Here is a 13,824-nt window from a genome sequence, read left to right as displayed (position 1 = left end):
CGCGGCGCAGCGGCGATGGAGGGCAGGCAAACATGAAGATCGTACGTGTGACGGTGCTGGCGTTTCATCGTCAGCTCGACGGACGGGCCTGGAATCCGGCATTCCGCTGGCGCGAGCGTCAGGCGCCGCTAGTTGTCGTCGAGACCGCCGACGGCGTGCAGGGCATCGGCGAAGGCTGGTCGCGCTATACGGACTGCCGTTCGGTGCTCGACGAACTGAGTCGGGTGGTGGCCCCGCTAGCGGCGGGCTGCGAGATCGCGCATCCGCGCGATGCGGCCGCTGGCCTGTGCGCCGCGCTGCCCGCCGACGACGGCTGGGCGCGCGCTGCGGCCGTCAGCGCCCTTGACATAGCCCTCTGGGACGCGTGGGCCCGTACGCAGCAGATGCCGCTGTGGCAAGCCCTTGGCGGCGAGAGCGCCGACGCCCCGGCCTACGCCAGCGGTGCCCTGTATCGGGACGACTATCCGCTCACCGCGCTGCACGACGAAATCGCGGGGTACCGCTCGCGCGGCTTTCGTCACGTCAAGATGAAGATCGGCGGCGTGGCGTGGGCGGACGATCTGGCCCGCATCGCCACAGTGCGCAATGCCCTTGGCCCGGACGGCCTGCTGTGGGTCGACGGCGTCAATCAGCTCGACAGCGCGACGAGCGACGATTGGATCGCCGATCTGCGCTGCGTCAACGTGGCGGCCATCCAGTCGCCTGTGCCGTTCGACGACATCGACGGTATGCGCCGAATCAATGCGTCGCTGCCCGTGATTGCGTGCGAGGCAGCCCATCGCCTTGCCGAGTTCAAAGCGCTGCTCCAGGCCCAGGCGGTCTCCCATCTCCAGTATTGCCTGACACTGTGCGGCGGAGTGAGTGGGGGGCTCGCGCTCGACGAAATAGCGCAGGCCGCAGGCGTGACGTCCACGCCACAGTGCTTTTCGACCATCGTGGCGCAAGCCGTCACGCTGCATTTCGCCGCCGCGCGTCGCAACGTGGTCAGCGCCGAGTACCACGGATTTCATGACCATCTGAAGTCGCTGGCCGAGCAGGATCTGGGCGCGGTGCACGACGGACTGGCGAGCGCCGGCCGGGGTGACGGCCTGGGCGTGCGTATTCCAGCCGCCGGCGTACAGGACGACGGCAGCATGCTGACCCGCGTGGTGCAGTACAACGCGTAAGCGCCGCCAACGGCGCACGCGGCGAGCCGCACCGACAGCGACTGTCTCGCTATTCAGATCGGGCGAATGCGTCGCGCGAGGAACGCGGGTTCTGCTCGCGGACGACAATAGCGTCCATGCGTCGACACGGGGGCATGGGGAGACAACCGGGCCGTGGCTCGCGCCACACGCCGCATCAATCCGCAAAGGGCCATGTCGCATTCGCATCACAAACTTGTCACGCTGTTGCGCTGGCGGCTGCGCGCCACACGCTGGCTACGCCCGTCCGAGGACCACACCCTGCTGCTGTGGGCCGCCATTTGCGGCGTGCTTGGCGCGCTGGCCACGCTGGCGTTTCGCGAGAGCATTCACGGGCTGCAATGGTGGCTGACCGGCAACACCAGCGGGTCGCTCGTCGAGATGGCCGAGGGCCTTCCCTGGTACCTGCGCGTCGCCTTCCCGACCGTTGGCGGCCTGATCGCCGGCGGTTTTCTCGTCTGGGCCCGGCATGTGCCGTCAGGCGCCTCGTCGGACTACATGGAAGCGGTCACGCTCGGCGAGGGACGCCTGCCCGTGCGTCAGAGCCTGCTGCGCAGCATCTCGTCGCTGTTCACGATTGCCTCCGGCGGATCGATCGGCCGGGAAGGCTCGATGGTGCAGCTCGCCGCGCTGGCGTCTTCGCTGGTGGGCCGTGCCGTTCACTTCGAGCCTGCGCGCCTGCGCATTCTCGTGGCCTGCGGCGCCGCAGCGGGTCTGACGAGTGCTTACAACGCCCCGATCGCGGGTGCCTTCTTCGTCACCGAAATCGTCATCGGCTCGATCGCCATGGGCAGTTTCGGGCCGATTCTGGTGGCGTCCGTCGTGGCCAACATCGCCATGCGGGAGCTACCGGGTTATAAGCCGGCGTACGAAATGCCGGCGTTCCCGCCGATCTATGGCATCGAAGTGCTGTGCTTCCTGGCGCTGGGCCTGCTGTGCGGTGCGCTGTCCCCGCCCTTCCTGAGATTGCTGAACGTGTCGAAGCGCGGCTTCCGGCGGCTGTCGATTCCGTTACCGCTACGTCTGGCGCTGGGTGGCCTCGGCGTCGGCTTGCTGTCGATCTGGGTACCGCAGGTGTGGGGCAACGGCTATAGCGTGGTCAACGCGCTGTTGCACGACCAATGGGCGTGGAGCACGGTTCTGACGATTCTCGTGTTCAAGGTGATCGCGACCGCGCTGACGACCGGCTCCGGGGCGGTCGGCGGCGTCTTCACACCGACGCTGTTCGTGGGCGCGGCCATCGGCTATCTCGTCGGAGCACTGGTCCACACGTTGTGGCCGGGGGCAACATCCGGCCCGTTTGCGTATGTGATGGTCGGCATGGGGGCGTTCCTGGCGGCCTCGACGAGCGCCCCGTTGATGGCAATCCTGATGATCTTCGAGATGACGCTGAGCTATCAGGCGGTACTGCCGCTGATGCTGGCATGCGTAGTGGCATATTTCGTGGCGCGCTCGCGCGGCGAGGCGTCGATGTACGAGGTGACCATCAAGCGTCATCGCGACGCAGGCGCTCGTCTGCGGCTGCGCGGCATCCGTATGCGTGAGCTGATCCGGCCAGCAGAAACGGTGTTGACGCTCGACGCCACGTTCGACGATATCTCCAAGGTGTTCCTGGAATATCCGGTCAGGTACGTTTATATCGTGGATGCCGTCGGCACGTATCTTGGCGTCGTGGCGTTGCAAGACATCGCGTCGGCGATGCACAAGGGCAACGACATGACAGGACGTACCGCGCGCGACGTCTTGCGCGAGGAATTCCTGCAAGTCATCACACCGGACATGTCGCTGACCGACGCGCTCCAGCGCTTCATGCAGCATCAGGGCGAGCGTCTTCCCGCCGTCGATGGCGACACCCGCCAGTTGCTCGGCGTGGTTCACAAGTCCACCTTGCTCGACGCCTGTGTGCAATTGAGCGAATTGGACTGCTGCCGGAATTAAGACACGTTCCAGCCTCACGCAGAGGCACGGTGTCCCTTTTCTCGCACTTGGCATTGCCATTTCGCGCCGAGCTTTCGGATAGTCGCCATGCGTCCTCACTGTGATGAAAGTGTGATGAACACGCGACTCGATGGAAGCGGGCGAACGTAAGCCCTTGACGTTGCTGGCCTGCCCAGAGGGATTCGAACCCCCGACCGTCGGCTTAGAAGGCCGATGCTCTATCCAACTGAGCTATGGGCAGTGCGTGATGGCGGCGACCGAGCGTCGCTGCCGGCGGGTCTCGATGTGATGAAGGTCGTGAAGCGCCTGAATCGCAATTGCCCGCGCTGCCATTTGCGCATCACATTCGAGTAATCCGCAATTATAGCGCACACGCATGCCAATTTCATTGGCGCCACTTCGGGATATGCCCCCTTTGCGCTCCATCCCGTTCGCATCTAGACTACTTGCGTGGAGGAGCGCGTCATGAACGAAATCGAACGCGAACAACGCTTTGGCGCCCATAACTACGCACCGCTTCCTGTGGTGCTTTCTCACGCCAAAGGCGTCTGGGTCTGGGATGTCGACGGCAATCGCTATCTCGACATGATGAGCGCCTACTCCGCCGTCAGCCACGGCCACGCGCATCCGCGTCTGGTCGCCGCGCTCACCGCTCAGGCACAACGCCTCGCCGTCGTCTCCCGTGCCTTTTACACCGACCGGCTTGGCGCCTTTCTCGAACGTCTGTGCGACCTCACGACACTCGGCGGCGCGCTACCCATGAACACCGGTGCGGAAGCCGTCGAAACGGCAATCAAGGCCGCCCGTCGCTGGGGCTACAGCGTCAAACGCATCCCCGCAGATCAGGCGGAAATCATCGTCGCCGACGGCAACTTCCACGGACGCACCACCACCATCGTCGGCTTCTCCTCCGAACCCGCCTATCGCGCCGACTTCGGCCCCTTCGCTCCCGGATTTGTCCGCGTTCCCTTCGGAGATATCGAGGCGGTGCGCGCCGCCATCACGCCCTACACCTGCGCCGTACTCTTCGAGACGATTCAGGGCGAAAGCGGCATCGTGCTGCCGCCCGACGGTTTCCTGCGTGCCCTGCGCCAGCTATGCACCGAACAAAACGTGCTCATGCTGCTCGACGAAATCCAATCGGGACTCGGGCGCACCGGCCGCTGGTTCGCCTTTCAACACGAGAACATCGTGCCCGACGGCGTCATGCTCGGCAAAGCCCTCGGCGGCGGCCTGCTGCCCGTGTCTGCCTTCGTCGCACGACGCGACATCATCGACCTGTTCGAGCCCGGCAGCCACGGCTCGACCTTCGGCGGCAACGCACTGGCCGCCACCGTCGCGCTGGAAGCGCTCGACGTCATGGCCGACGAAGACCTGCCGGGAAGAAGTGCCGAAATGGGCGAATACCTGCTCTCGCGACTGCACGCAATACACTCGCCCCTCATTCGCGAAGTGCGAGGACGCGGCCTCTGGGCCGGCATCGAAATCGATCCGGCACGCGCCGATGCGCACGACCTCTCACTGCGCATGCTGCGCCGTCGCGTACTGGCGAAGGAAACGCGTGCGACGGTGTTGCGTCTCGCACCGCCACTCGTCATCGAACGTGCCGAGATCGACACCTGCATCTCTGCGCTCAAGGCCGTGCTGGCCGAGGCCGAGACAGACGTGTAACGGCAACGCCCGTCAATGTGCGGACGATTTCGACCAGAGATTCATCACCAGAACACCCGCGACGATGAGCGCCATGCCGACCATGGCGGGCGCGTCAAGCTTCTGTCCGAAGAGCACGCGCGACGCTATCGAAATGAGCACAATGCCCAGCCCCGACCACATCGCGTAGGCGATGCCCACGGGGATCGTGCGCAGCGTGAGCGAGAGCATGTAGAACGCCACGCCGTAACCCACGACGACCAGCACCACCGGCCCGACCCGCGTGAATCCCTCCGATGCCTTGAGCGCCGACGTCGCAATCACCTCCGCCACGATCGCCACCAGCAGGTACAGATACGCCATCGAAATTCCTCGTATGCGCGAACTCAAGAGGCGCCCATCATAACCGACGGATTCCGCGCCGCGTCGCGCAAAAAAACGCTTGCCTAAGGGGGCCGCGCCGCGCTAAAGTCGCCGTCACGGTGTGGCCAGCACACCGGCGTCGCTCGGACGGTTCCGGGCGCTTACGTTCCAGGATTGCCATGTCCAGCTCCCAGAGCTCGCGCAGCTTTACGCGCATCAATCGCCTTCCCCCCTACGTTTTCAACATCACCGCCGAGCTGAAGATGGCGGCACGCCGCCGTGGCGAGGACATCATCGATCTGTCGATGGGCAATCCCGATGGCGCGACCCCGCCGCATATCGTCAGCAAGCTCGTCGAAGTCGCACAACGCCCCGACACGCACGGTTATTCGACCTCGCGCGGCATTCCACGTCTGCGCCGCGCGATCACGCGCTGGTACAAGGATCGCTATGACGTGGATCTCGATCCCGAGCGCGAAGCCATCGTCACCATCGGATCGAAGGAAGGTCTCGCCCACCTGATGCTCGCCACGCTGGATCAGGGCGACACGGTGCTCGTGCCGAATCCATCGTATCCGATCCACATCTACGGCGCGGTCATCGCGGGGGCGAACATCCGCTCCGTGCCGATGACACCCGGCATCGACTTCTTCACCGAACTCGAGCGCGGCATTCGCGAGAGCCATCCGAAGCCGAAGATGGTGATTCTCGGCTTCCCGTCGAACCCCACGGCACAGTGCGTCGAACTCGAATTCTTCGAGCGCGTGGTCGATCTGGCCCGCAAACACGACATTCTCGTGGTGCACGATCTGGCCTACGCCGATATCGTCTACGACGGCTACAAAGCGCCCTCGATCATGCAGGTGCCTGGCGCGAAGGACGTGGCCGTCGAATTTTTCACGCTCTCGAAGAGCTACAACATGGCCGGCTGGCGCATCGGCTTCATGGTCGGCAATGCCGATCTGGTCTCTGCCCTCGCCCGCATCAAGAGCTATCACGACTACGGCACGTTCACGCCCTTGCAGGTCGCGGCCATCGCCGCACTCGAGGGCGATCAGCAGTGCGTCGAAGAGATTCGCGCCCAGTATCAGCGCCGCCGCGATGTGCTCTACAAAGGATTGACGGAAGCCGGCTGGGCGGTCGATCTGCCGCGCGCGTCGATGTACATCTGGGCGCGCATTCCGGAACCGTACCGCGCGCTCGGCTCGCTCGAATTCGCAAAGAAGCTGCTTGCGCAGGCCAAGGTCTCGGTCTCGCCGGGTATCGGCTTCGGAGAGTACGGAGACGAATATGTGCGCTTCGCGTTGATCGAAAACGAGTCGCGCATTCGTCAGGCGGTACGCGGCATCAAACACATGTTCCGTGAAGACGGACTGGTGCAGCCTACGGTTCCCTGATCCGAGACCTCACACGCGACAGCACAAACCCATCGGGGCGCACTCATCCGAGGCGCCCCGATGAATCTCACAGATCGCAAGCGCTCAATCCGACCCCGCGAGATACCGGCTGGGCACCGCACCCAGCACATGGCGAAACGCCGCCGTGAACGCGCTCGGACTCCCATACCCCAGATCGAGCGCGACACGCGTCACGGATTGCCCGTCGTTCAGCCGCGCAATCGCGGCCAGCAAACAGACCTGTTGACGCCATTCGGCAAAACTCACGCCCGTCTGCTCACGAAACCGGCGCGTGAATGTGCGACGGCTCATCGATGCCATGGCCGCCGCCTCGTCGAGACCGGTCGTCATCGAGGGCGCGGCGAATACCGCCCGGCAAACGCTTGCGAGTTGCGCATCGTCAGGCAGCGGCGCATGTAACGACAGACGCGGCATCGCGGCCATCTCGGCAATCAGCAACGCCATGAGTTTGCCGTCGCGCGCGTCTTCGTCATACATCGGCGGCAGATCGACGGCGTCTTCCAGCAACTGCCTGAGCAATGGCGAAACCCCATACACGCAGCAGCGATCCGGCAAACCGGCGGCCCCCGAGGCATGCGGCGTCACGAAGGTATTGAGCATGGTCACCGGGCCGCTCATCGTCATGGCGTGCGAGACACCGGCAGGTACCCAGCAGGCACGTTGCGGCGGCACGAACCACCGGCCCTGCGGCGTCGACACCGTAATCAAGCCTCGCGACGCGAACGCGAATTGCCCGCGCGCGTGGGCATGCTCGGGAAATGTGAGTCCCGCCGGGTAGTCGTTGGCCGTGACCACCACGCTTCGCGGCAAATGTTCGTAGGGATCGATCAGCGTATTTCGCATGGCCCGGATTCTACAGCTAACGACCCGGCATCGGCATCGGGCACGCCGCAGGGTCACTACGATTAGCGTCGTTATCCGGCCGCCATTGCGTGCGCCGGATGTCTCAACACCCGCTCCCGGAGTCAAAATGCCCAATACCTATCACCGCGCCGGTCACGGCCCGCATGCCGTCATCGTGCTGCATGGCTGGTTCGGCGACGCTCGTTCATTTCATGAGTGCGAACCGTGGTTGTCACATGACGAGTTCAGTTACGTCTTTATGGACTACCGCGGCTACGGCGGCATGCGCGACACCCCCGGCGCCTATACGATCGCCGAGATCGCGCAGGACACCATCGATCTGGCCGATACCCTCGGTCTGTCCACCTTCAGCCTGATCGGCCATTCGATGGGCGGCATGGCCATCGAGAAGGTCGCGGCCCTCGCCCCTCACCGCATACGCAAACTCGTGCCCGTCGCCCCGGTGCCCTGCGGCGGCGTACCGTTCGACGCCACCCGGCGCGCGCTGTTCGAAGACGCGGCGACATCGCTGGACCATCGCAAGACGATCATCGCGCGCAGTACGGGCCTGCGTCTGCCGCCGTCATGGATTGCATGGAAGGCGCAATACTCGGCGGCGCATTCGTCCGCACAGGCATTCGCGGCCTATTTCCGCGCCTGGGCCGACACGGACTTCAGCGATGCGCTTCAAAGCACGCTGCCGGTCAAGGTGCTGATTGGCGAAAACGATCCGACGTTCAACACCGCACTCATGACGCAGACGTACTTGCAACGCTATGTGCACGCCAGCGTCGAAGTTCTCGGCAACGCCGGCCACTACCCGATGAACGAGACGCCTCTCGCGCTGGTCGCCGCGATCGAATCCTTCTTGCGAAGCGACAGCGAAACCGCCGCTCAACCTCATTGAAAAATGGGGAGTCCCCGGACTCCCCATTCGCCTCACGCGGCACGTCGCTGGCGGCGACTACGCGGGCAACCACTCCTGCAACGTCACTTCGATCGTGATGAACGACAGATTGCCGCCACGCACGAAGCGTCCTGCGAACATGCGTCCCTCCGTGTCCGCCACCATGCCGTGCAGCATGGGCAGCGTGTGCGCGGCATCGGGCCGGACATCCACCTCGCCGAACACATTGAGGATTTCCACGCCGGGGCCGCTCACCAGTTGCTCACGCCAGCCGTCACCCGCGCGAAATGCCAGACGTGCGTCAATCAGACTCCCCACCGCGCCGCGCACGATGGCCCGCGAGATGCCATGCTCCGCGCACAGCGCCTCGATGCTCTCCGTCAGGTCCTGATTCGGTTTGAGACGTGCCACGACCAACCTGCCCAGCGTGCCGTTCTCGATGGCCACCGGAACATCCAGCGCTGTACTCATGAGAGGCCTCCGGCGACGGGATGGAGCAGGTGAAAGCGCGTCTCGTCGTCATCGGCGGTCACGTAGCCGCCGTGCTCGAACAGACACAGGCGAATCACCACAGGCTCGTCTCCGGCCCAGGTGTGATCGAGAATCAGATGACCGCCATGCAATTCGCCACACGGGTCGGAAAACCCCGCATGGCAATGCAACAGCGTGGCACCGTCGGCCGTACGGCCGACCGTGATCGCACCGCCGATCAGATCCACCTCCCGGGTTTCGTCGACCGGCGCCCCATAGCCGAAGGGGCGCTCCGTGTCAGCGGTGTTCTCTATCATGTGATACCGCAGACCTCGCGCGGTGCCCGCGCAGAAGCGGCCGACGCCGCCGCCATACGCATAGCGGGATAACGCCGCGCGTAAGGCCTCTCCGAGATTCGCACCAGACCGGATCGTCACGCGCAGTTCGTGCTGCCCGCTCAACACGCAGTCTTCCACACGGGGTAACGTGGGGGCGCCTGCATGCCGATAGATCCGTGAAAGCGCAGGTTTCATAGTCGATAGTCTCCTTGCTCTTCGAGCATCGTCTTGATTTGCTTCTTCACGATCTTGCCGTAGCCCGACTTGGGCATGGCATTCCAGAAAATGAAGCGACGCGGCCACTTGTAGCGGGCAATGCGCGCTTCGAGATGTCCGAGCAGTTCATCGGCCTGAGCTGCCATGCCCTCCCGTGCGACCACCACTGCGAGCCCGCTCTCGCCCCACTTGGGGTCGGGCACGCCAAGCACCGCGCACTCCGACACGGCCGGGTGCGTGAGCAACGCTTCCTCGATCTCGCGCGGGTAGACGTTCGAGCCCCCCGAGATGTACATGTCCGAGGCGCGTCCCGTGATGTACAGGAAACCCTGCGCATCCACATGCCCGAGATCGCCAGTGTGGAACCAGTCGTCCTTGAACGCCTTGGCGTTCGCGTCCGGATTGTTGTGATACCCCATGAAGACCGCCGGCCCGCGCACACAGATCTCGCCTGAGGCGAACGGTGGCTGACGCTCGCCATGCTCGTCGAGAATCGCCACCTCCATGCCTGTGCGCGGCACACCGCAAGTGCCGATGCGCGCGTCGGGCGCGTTGTCGTCGTCGCTGTGCAGCCACGGCGGCAGTACCGTGATGTTGCCCGTCACCTCGCCCAGACCGTAGTACTGCACCAGCACTCGGCCCAGCTTTTGCAGCGCGTATTTCTGATCCGCGCGATACATCGGCGCCCCGGCATAGATCACAAAGCGCAACGAGCTATGGTCGTAGCGATCCACCGCCGGGTCTTCGACCAGCATCTTGACGATGGTCGGCACCGTGAACATGTTGTCGACGCGATAACGCTCGATGGCCTGCCAGACCTGCTCCGCGTCCATCTTCTCGCCCGGCAGCAGCACGCTGGCCGCCCCGCGTGCCGTATTCACGATGGCGTGAATGCCCGCCCCGTGCGAGAGCGGCGCCACCACCATCGAGCGGCTGCGGTAAGTGATGCCGGGCATCAGATCGGCCAAATGATTGGTGACGACGAAAGCCATCTGCCCATGCGAGAGCACACCCGCCTTCGGATGGCCGGTCGTGCCCGATGTGTAGAAGAACCACAACGGGTCTTCGTACTCGACTTCCGCTTCATAGCCGGGGGCGCCGAGGTGTTCGGCCACCAGTGTCTCGTAGTGCATCTCACCCGCGCGCGGCGCGCCCAGCGCAATGACATGGCGCAACGCCGGCGAGGCGGCACGCACAGCGTCGACATGCCCCTCGAAGCCCGCGTCGTAGATCATCACGCAGGCGCCGCTCGATTGCCCCAGATATGCGGCTTCCGGTGGGGTGATACGGAAGTTCGTCGGCACCCAGACCGCGCCCAGCCGAAAGGCGATCCACGCGCTCTCGAAGATGGGCAAGTTGTTGCGCGAATGCACCAGCAGCTTGTCGCCACGGCGCACACCCAGCTTGCGCAAGGCATCGACGGCGGCGTTCACGCGGGCGTCGATCTCGCCCCACGTGCTGACCTTCTCACCGATGATCACGCCGGGTTCGTCAGGATGACGCCGGGCAACGTCGGCCAGCAGCCGGCCGAGATTCATGACCTTCTTGAGCATTTCGCTCGTCTCCTCTTTCTTCTTTCTCAGTCTTGCTGTCTGTCTTGCCCGGCCAACGCCGGGCAACCTGCCTGACACTGTCGTGCAACGTATCAGCGCGCTTCGAGAATGCTCACGTAGTTCGCCACTGCCGCCCCGCCCATGTTGAAAACGCCCGCGAGCTTCGCGTTCGGGATCTGCATCTCACCCGCAGACCCTGTCAGTTGCATGGCGGCCATGACGTGCATGGAGACGCCTGTCGCCCCGACCGGGTGCCCCTTTGCCTTCAACCCGCCCGACGGATTGACCGGCAGCAGACCGTTCTTTTCGGTCAACCCCTCGGCCACCACGTTTGCACCCTGCCCCGGCTTGGCGAGCCCCATCGCCTCGTACTCGATGAGTTCGGCGATGGTGAAACAGTCATGTGTCTCGACCAGCGACAGGTCTTTGAGCGAGACGCCGGCAACGCCCAGTGCCTGACGCCAGGCGTGCTGTCCGCCTTCAAACGCCAGCGGGTCACGACGCGAGAGCGGCAAGTAGTCGTTGACCTGCACCGCCGCGCGAAAGCCGACGGCCTTGGGCATCGTGCGCGCCACGTCGGCAGACGAGATCACGAGCGCGGCAGCTCCGTCCGACACCATCGAGCAATCGGTACGCTTGAGCGGCCCGGCCACAAACGGATTCTTCTCGGAGACATTGCGGCAGAAGTCGTAACCGAAGTCCCGACGCATGTGTGCGTAGGGATTGACCGAACCGTTGCGATGGTTCTTCGCCGCAATGCGTGCGAGGGCGTCGGACTGGTCGCCATAGCGGTCGAAGTACGCTTGTGCAATGGTGCCGAACACGCCCGCAAAACCGCCCGGAATGTCGGCCTCTTCGCGTGCGTAGGAACATTTGAGCAACACCTCGCCGACCTGCGGCGTCGCCAGCTCGGTCATCTTCTCGAAGCCGATCACGAGCACGTGCGTGGCTTTGCCCGCTTCGATGGATTGCAGTCCGCCATACACGGCGGCCGACCCCGTCGCGCACGCATTCTCGTAGCGCGTGGCCGGTTTGAAGCGCAGGCCGGGAATTCGGTTGAAAACGAGCGACGACGGAAAGTCCTGATACAGGAAACCGCCATTGAAAGTGCCGACGTGAATGGAATCGATCTGTTCGGGCGCAAGGCCCGCGTCGTCGAGCGCAGCTTGTGCGACGTCGGCCAGCAAGACTTCGGCATCGACGTTGTCGAGTTTTCCGAACTGGGAGTGGGCCCAGCCGGTAAGGCATGCAGCAACCATGAAGTGTCTCCGGAAAAATGGGGTCATCCAGACTCCGGTGAGCAATTTCGATGCCAGACATGGGCACCTCCCCACGCCGATGACGCGCTAACGGCATCCACGGCGCATTGCAGCTCGATTGCGATGCTCGCGCTTGTGGCGCTTTCGCAATTGACGTAAGCGTAAAGCCGCATCCACTACGGCATCAAGTGAATTCGGATGCACACCAAACGAAATGTATTTGCTGTGCTGCAACACAACCGGCCGGGCACGGCGGCATGCGACACCTGTCGCATCGCTGTCGTCGATCACATGCGACAGGTGTCGCAAGGCGGGCGCCAAATGCGACAGGTGTCGCACCGCATCCGGGTGCCGATCGGACTCCGCTCGCAGATGCAGCAAACGGCGCTCGCGGCGCCGACGTACCGCCACGGCGGGTTCCGCCAGATAAAAGGAAGCGCAGCGAGGCAACCCGACAGACGCGGGACTTCATGAGTGCTTAACAAGATAAGGGTTTTCCCGCCCGGACTGCGATCTGGCATTCGACTTGCGTAAGATAGCCAAGCCACTTGCGAGTCGCTTCACGCTTGCATTAGGAGTTGGCCGGGGCATTGCATGGCAACACGACAGCACGCCTCGCGCATCAGACGCAGTCACCAAACCAATAATCAGGAGACATGCAGTATGAGCAATATGGACCGCCGCCACTTCATCAAGGTTGTGGCCGCCACTTCGGCCGCTGCCGCCACGGGGTTGTATCAGACGCAGGCCCGCGCCGCAGAATTCACGCTGAAGTTCGCCAACAACCTGCCCATCAGCCATCCGATGAACATTCGCGCCAAAGAGATGGCGCAGAAAATCGCAGAGCAATCGAAGGGCCGTATCGACTTCCAGATTTACCCGAACAACCAGCTCGGCACCGATAGCGACATGCTGAGCCAGATCCGTTCGGGCGCCATCGATTACTTCACGCTCTCGCCGCTGATTCTCGGCACGCTGGTGCCCTCGGCGCAGATTTCGGGCGTGGGCTTCGCGTTCAAGGATTACGGTCAGGTGTGGGCGGCGATGGACGGCGACCTCGGGGCGCACGTGCGCGGCCAGATCGCCAAGACATCGGTGTTCGCCTTCGACAAGATCTGGGAAAACGGTTACCGCCAGATCACCACGAGCAGCCGCCCGATCAACTCGCCGGCCGACCTCAAGGGCCTGAAGATCCGCGTGCCGACGAGCCCGCTATGGACGTCGATGTTCCGTGCCTTCGACTCGTCGCCGACGTCGATCAACTTCGCCGAAGTGTATTCGGCCTTGCAGACGCACATCGTTGAAGCGCAGGAGAATCCGCTCGCGCTGCTGACCACGGCCAAGCTGTATGAAGTGCAGAAGTACGTGTCGATGACGAACCACATGTGGGACGGCTTCTGGTTCCTCGCCAACAAGCAGAAATGGGACAAGCTGCCCAAGGACTTGCAGGCGATCGTCACCGCCAACGTGAACGCCGCAGCGATGGCGCAACGCGACGACGTGCGCAAGCTCAACGACGGCGTCATGGCCGAACTCAAGCAGAAGGGTCTCGTGTTCAACGCACCGAACAACGAGCAATTCCGCGAGAAGCTTCGCGCCGCCGGCTTCTATGCCGAATGGCACAAGAAGTTTGGTGACGAAGCGTGGACCACGTTGGAAAAGTACACCGGGAAGCTCGCGTAAA

At 63.7% G+C, this 13,824-nt stretch carries 13 protein-coding genes and 1 tRNA gene; 7 read left to right on the top strand and 7 right to left on the bottom strand.

Features of this window, described 5'->3' with window-relative positions:
• Positions 1-32: 32 nt before the first annotated feature.
• Positions 33-1,166 carry a mandelate racemase/muconate lactonizing enzyme family protein gene (locus PCO31110_RS17725; protein WP_150691006.1) on the top strand — a complete coding sequence of 378 codons (1,134 nt, stop codon included), beginning with the start codon at positions 33-35 and terminating at the stop codon, positions 1,164-1,166.
• Positions 1,167-1,358: 192 nt separating this feature from the next.
• Positions 1,359-3,122 (top strand): ClcB-like voltage-gated chloride channel protein, encoded by a 1,764-nt coding sequence (locus tag PCO31110_RS17720; RefSeq protein WP_150691005.1) that lies wholly within the window; start codon positions 1,359-1,361, stop codon positions 3,120-3,122.
• Positions 3,123-3,286: 164 nt separating this feature from the next.
• Here the strand turns inward: PCO31110_RS17720 and PCO31110_RS17715 are convergent.
• A tRNA-Arg gene (locus tag PCO31110_RS17715) sits at positions 3,287-3,363 on the bottom strand.
• On the opposite strand from PCO31110_RS17715, the gene PCO31110_RS25730 reads away from it, so the two are divergent.
• Positions 3,336-3,476 (top strand): hypothetical protein, encoded by a 141-nt coding sequence (locus PCO31110_RS25730; protein WP_168162925.1) that lies wholly within the window; start codon positions 3,336-3,338, stop codon positions 3,474-3,476. The two genes, PCO31110_RS17715 and PCO31110_RS25730, sit on opposite strands and share 28 nt — an antisense overlap.
• Before the next feature lie 111 nt (positions 3,477-3,587).
• The gene (rocD, locus tag PCO31110_RS17710; RefSeq protein WP_150691004.1) at positions 3,588-4,793 is read left to right on the top strand and encodes an ornithine--oxo-acid transaminase; all 1,206 of its coding nucleotides are present in this window, start codon (positions 3,588-3,590) and stop codon (positions 4,791-4,793) included.
• 12 nt (positions 4,794-4,805) lie between these two features.
• Here the strand turns inward: rocD and PCO31110_RS17705 are convergent, their stop codons facing one another.
• Positions 4,806-5,135 (bottom strand): DMT family transporter, encoded by a 330-nt coding sequence (locus PCO31110_RS17705; protein ID WP_150691003.1) that lies wholly within the window; start codon positions 5,133-5,135, stop codon positions 4,806-4,808.
• Positions 5,136-5,314: 179 nt separating this feature from the next.
• Here PCO31110_RS17705 and alaC point away from each other — a divergent pair, with 179 nt between their 5' ends.
• A complete protein-coding gene (gene alaC, locus PCO31110_RS17700) occupies positions 5,315-6,532 on the top strand; it encodes an alanine transaminase (protein WP_010806978.1) in 1,218 nt (405 codons plus the stop codon).
• Positions 6,533-6,616: 84 nt separating this feature from the next.
• Here alaC and PCO31110_RS17695 read toward each other — a convergent pair whose 3' ends face one another.
• Positions 6,617-7,396 carry an AraC family transcriptional regulator gene (locus tag PCO31110_RS17695; RefSeq protein ID WP_010806979.1) on the bottom strand — a complete coding sequence of 260 codons (780 nt, stop codon included), beginning with the start codon at positions 7,394-7,396 and terminating at the stop codon, positions 6,617-6,619.
• 127 nt (positions 7,397-7,523) lie between these two features.
• Here PCO31110_RS17695 and PCO31110_RS17690 point away from each other — a divergent pair, with 127 nt between their 5' ends.
• Positions 7,524-8,303, top strand: a complete 780-nt coding sequence (locus PCO31110_RS17690) for an alpha/beta fold hydrolase (RefSeq protein ID WP_010806980.1) — start codon at positions 7,524-7,526, stop codon at positions 8,301-8,303.
• Between the two features lie 57 nt (positions 8,304-8,360).
• Here the strand turns inward: PCO31110_RS17690 and PCO31110_RS17685 are convergent, their stop codons facing one another.
• The 4 genes from PCO31110_RS17685 to PCO31110_RS17670 all read right to left on the bottom strand — a co-directional run bounded on the left by PCO31110_RS17685 (position 8,361) and on the right by PCO31110_RS17670 (position 12,140).
• Positions 8,361-8,774, bottom strand: coding sequence for a PPC domain-containing DNA-binding protein (locus tag PCO31110_RS17685; protein WP_010806981.1), 414 nt, complete (start codon positions 8,772-8,774; stop codon positions 8,361-8,363).
• The gene (locus tag PCO31110_RS17680) at positions 8,771-9,307 is read right to left on the bottom strand and encodes a PPC domain-containing DNA-binding protein (RefSeq protein WP_010806982.1); all 537 of its coding nucleotides are present in this window, start codon (positions 9,305-9,307) and stop codon (positions 8,771-8,773) included. Before PCO31110_RS17680 ends, PCO31110_RS17685 begins: the two co-directional genes overlap by 4 nt.
• Positions 9,304-10,911: an acyl-CoA synthetase gene (locus tag PCO31110_RS17675; RefSeq protein WP_256380706.1), complete on the bottom strand. Its 1,608-nt coding sequence runs from the start codon at positions 10,909-10,911 to the stop codon at positions 9,304-9,306. The genes PCO31110_RS17680 and PCO31110_RS17675 overlap by 4 nt, the downstream gene beginning before the upstream one ends.
• 62 nt (positions 10,912-10,973) lie before the next feature.
• Positions 10,974-12,140 (bottom strand): acetyl-CoA acetyltransferase, encoded by a 1,167-nt coding sequence (locus tag PCO31110_RS17670; RefSeq protein WP_010806984.1) that lies wholly within the window; start codon positions 12,138-12,140, stop codon positions 10,974-10,976.
• Between the two features lie 663 nt (positions 12,141-12,803).
• On the opposite strand from PCO31110_RS17670, the gene PCO31110_RS17665 reads away from it, so the two are divergent.
• On the top strand, positions 12,804-13,823 hold the full coding sequence (locus PCO31110_RS17665) for a TRAP transporter substrate-binding protein (protein ID WP_010806986.1): 1,020 nt from the start codon (positions 12,804-12,806) through the stop codon (positions 13,821-13,823).
• Position 13,824 lies beyond the last annotated feature (1 nt).

The sequence above is a fragment of the Pandoraea communis genome, assembly GCF_902459745.1.
In the GTDB taxonomy this organism is placed as follows: domain Bacteria; phylum Pseudomonadota; class Gammaproteobacteria; order Burkholderiales; family Burkholderiaceae; genus Pandoraea; species Pandoraea communis.
Note: the sequence above shows the minus strand (reverse complement) of the source record. Positions and strands in the feature narration are given on the sequence as shown.

What these genes read in the sequence shown, in the direction of transcription:
- alaC (WP_010806978.1), top strand. Translation starts at nt 5,315, where the DNA reads ATGTCCAGCTCCCAGAGCTCGCGCAGCTTTACGCGCATCAATCGCCTT.
- PCO31110_RS17680 (WP_010806982.1), bottom strand. Translation starts at nt 9,307, where the DNA reads ATGAAACCTGCGCTTTCACGGATCTATCGGCATGCAGGCGCCCCCACG.
- rocD (WP_150691004.1), top strand. Translation starts at nt 3,588, where the DNA reads ATGAACGAAATCGAACGCGAACAACGCTTTGGCGCCCATAACTACGCA.
- PCO31110_RS17685 (WP_010806981.1), bottom strand. Translation starts at nt 8,774, where the DNA reads ATGAGTACAGCGCTGGATGTTCCGGTGGCCATCGAGAACGGCACGCTG.
- PCO31110_RS25730 (WP_168162925.1), top strand. Translation starts at nt 3,336, where the DNA reads ATGCTCTATCCAACTGAGCTATGGGCAGTGCGTGATGGCGGCGACCGA.
- PCO31110_RS17725 (WP_150691006.1), top strand. Translation starts at nt 33, where the DNA reads ATGAAGATCGTACGTGTGACGGTGCTGGCGTTTCATCGTCAGCTCGAC.
- PCO31110_RS17720 (WP_150691005.1), top strand. Translation starts at nt 1,359, where the DNA reads ATGTCGCATTCGCATCACAAACTTGTCACGCTGTTGCGCTGGCGGCTG.
- PCO31110_RS17690 (WP_010806980.1), top strand. Translation starts at nt 7,524, where the DNA reads ATGCCCAATACCTATCACCGCGCCGGTCACGGCCCGCATGCCGTCATC.
- PCO31110_RS17670 (WP_010806984.1), bottom strand. Translation starts at nt 12,140, where the DNA reads ATGGTTGCTGCATGCCTTACCGGCTGGGCCCACTCCCAGTTCGGAAAA.
- PCO31110_RS17695 (WP_010806979.1), bottom strand. Translation starts at nt 7,396, where the DNA reads ATGCGAAATACGCTGATCGATCCCTACGAACATTTGCCGCGAAGCGTG.
- PCO31110_RS17705 (WP_150691003.1), bottom strand. Translation starts at nt 5,135, where the DNA reads ATGGCGTATCTGTACCTGCTGGTGGCGATCGTGGCGGAGGTGATTGCG.
- PCO31110_RS17665 (WP_010806986.1), top strand. Translation starts at nt 12,804, where the DNA reads ATGAGCAATATGGACCGCCGCCACTTCATCAAGGTTGTGGCCGCCACT.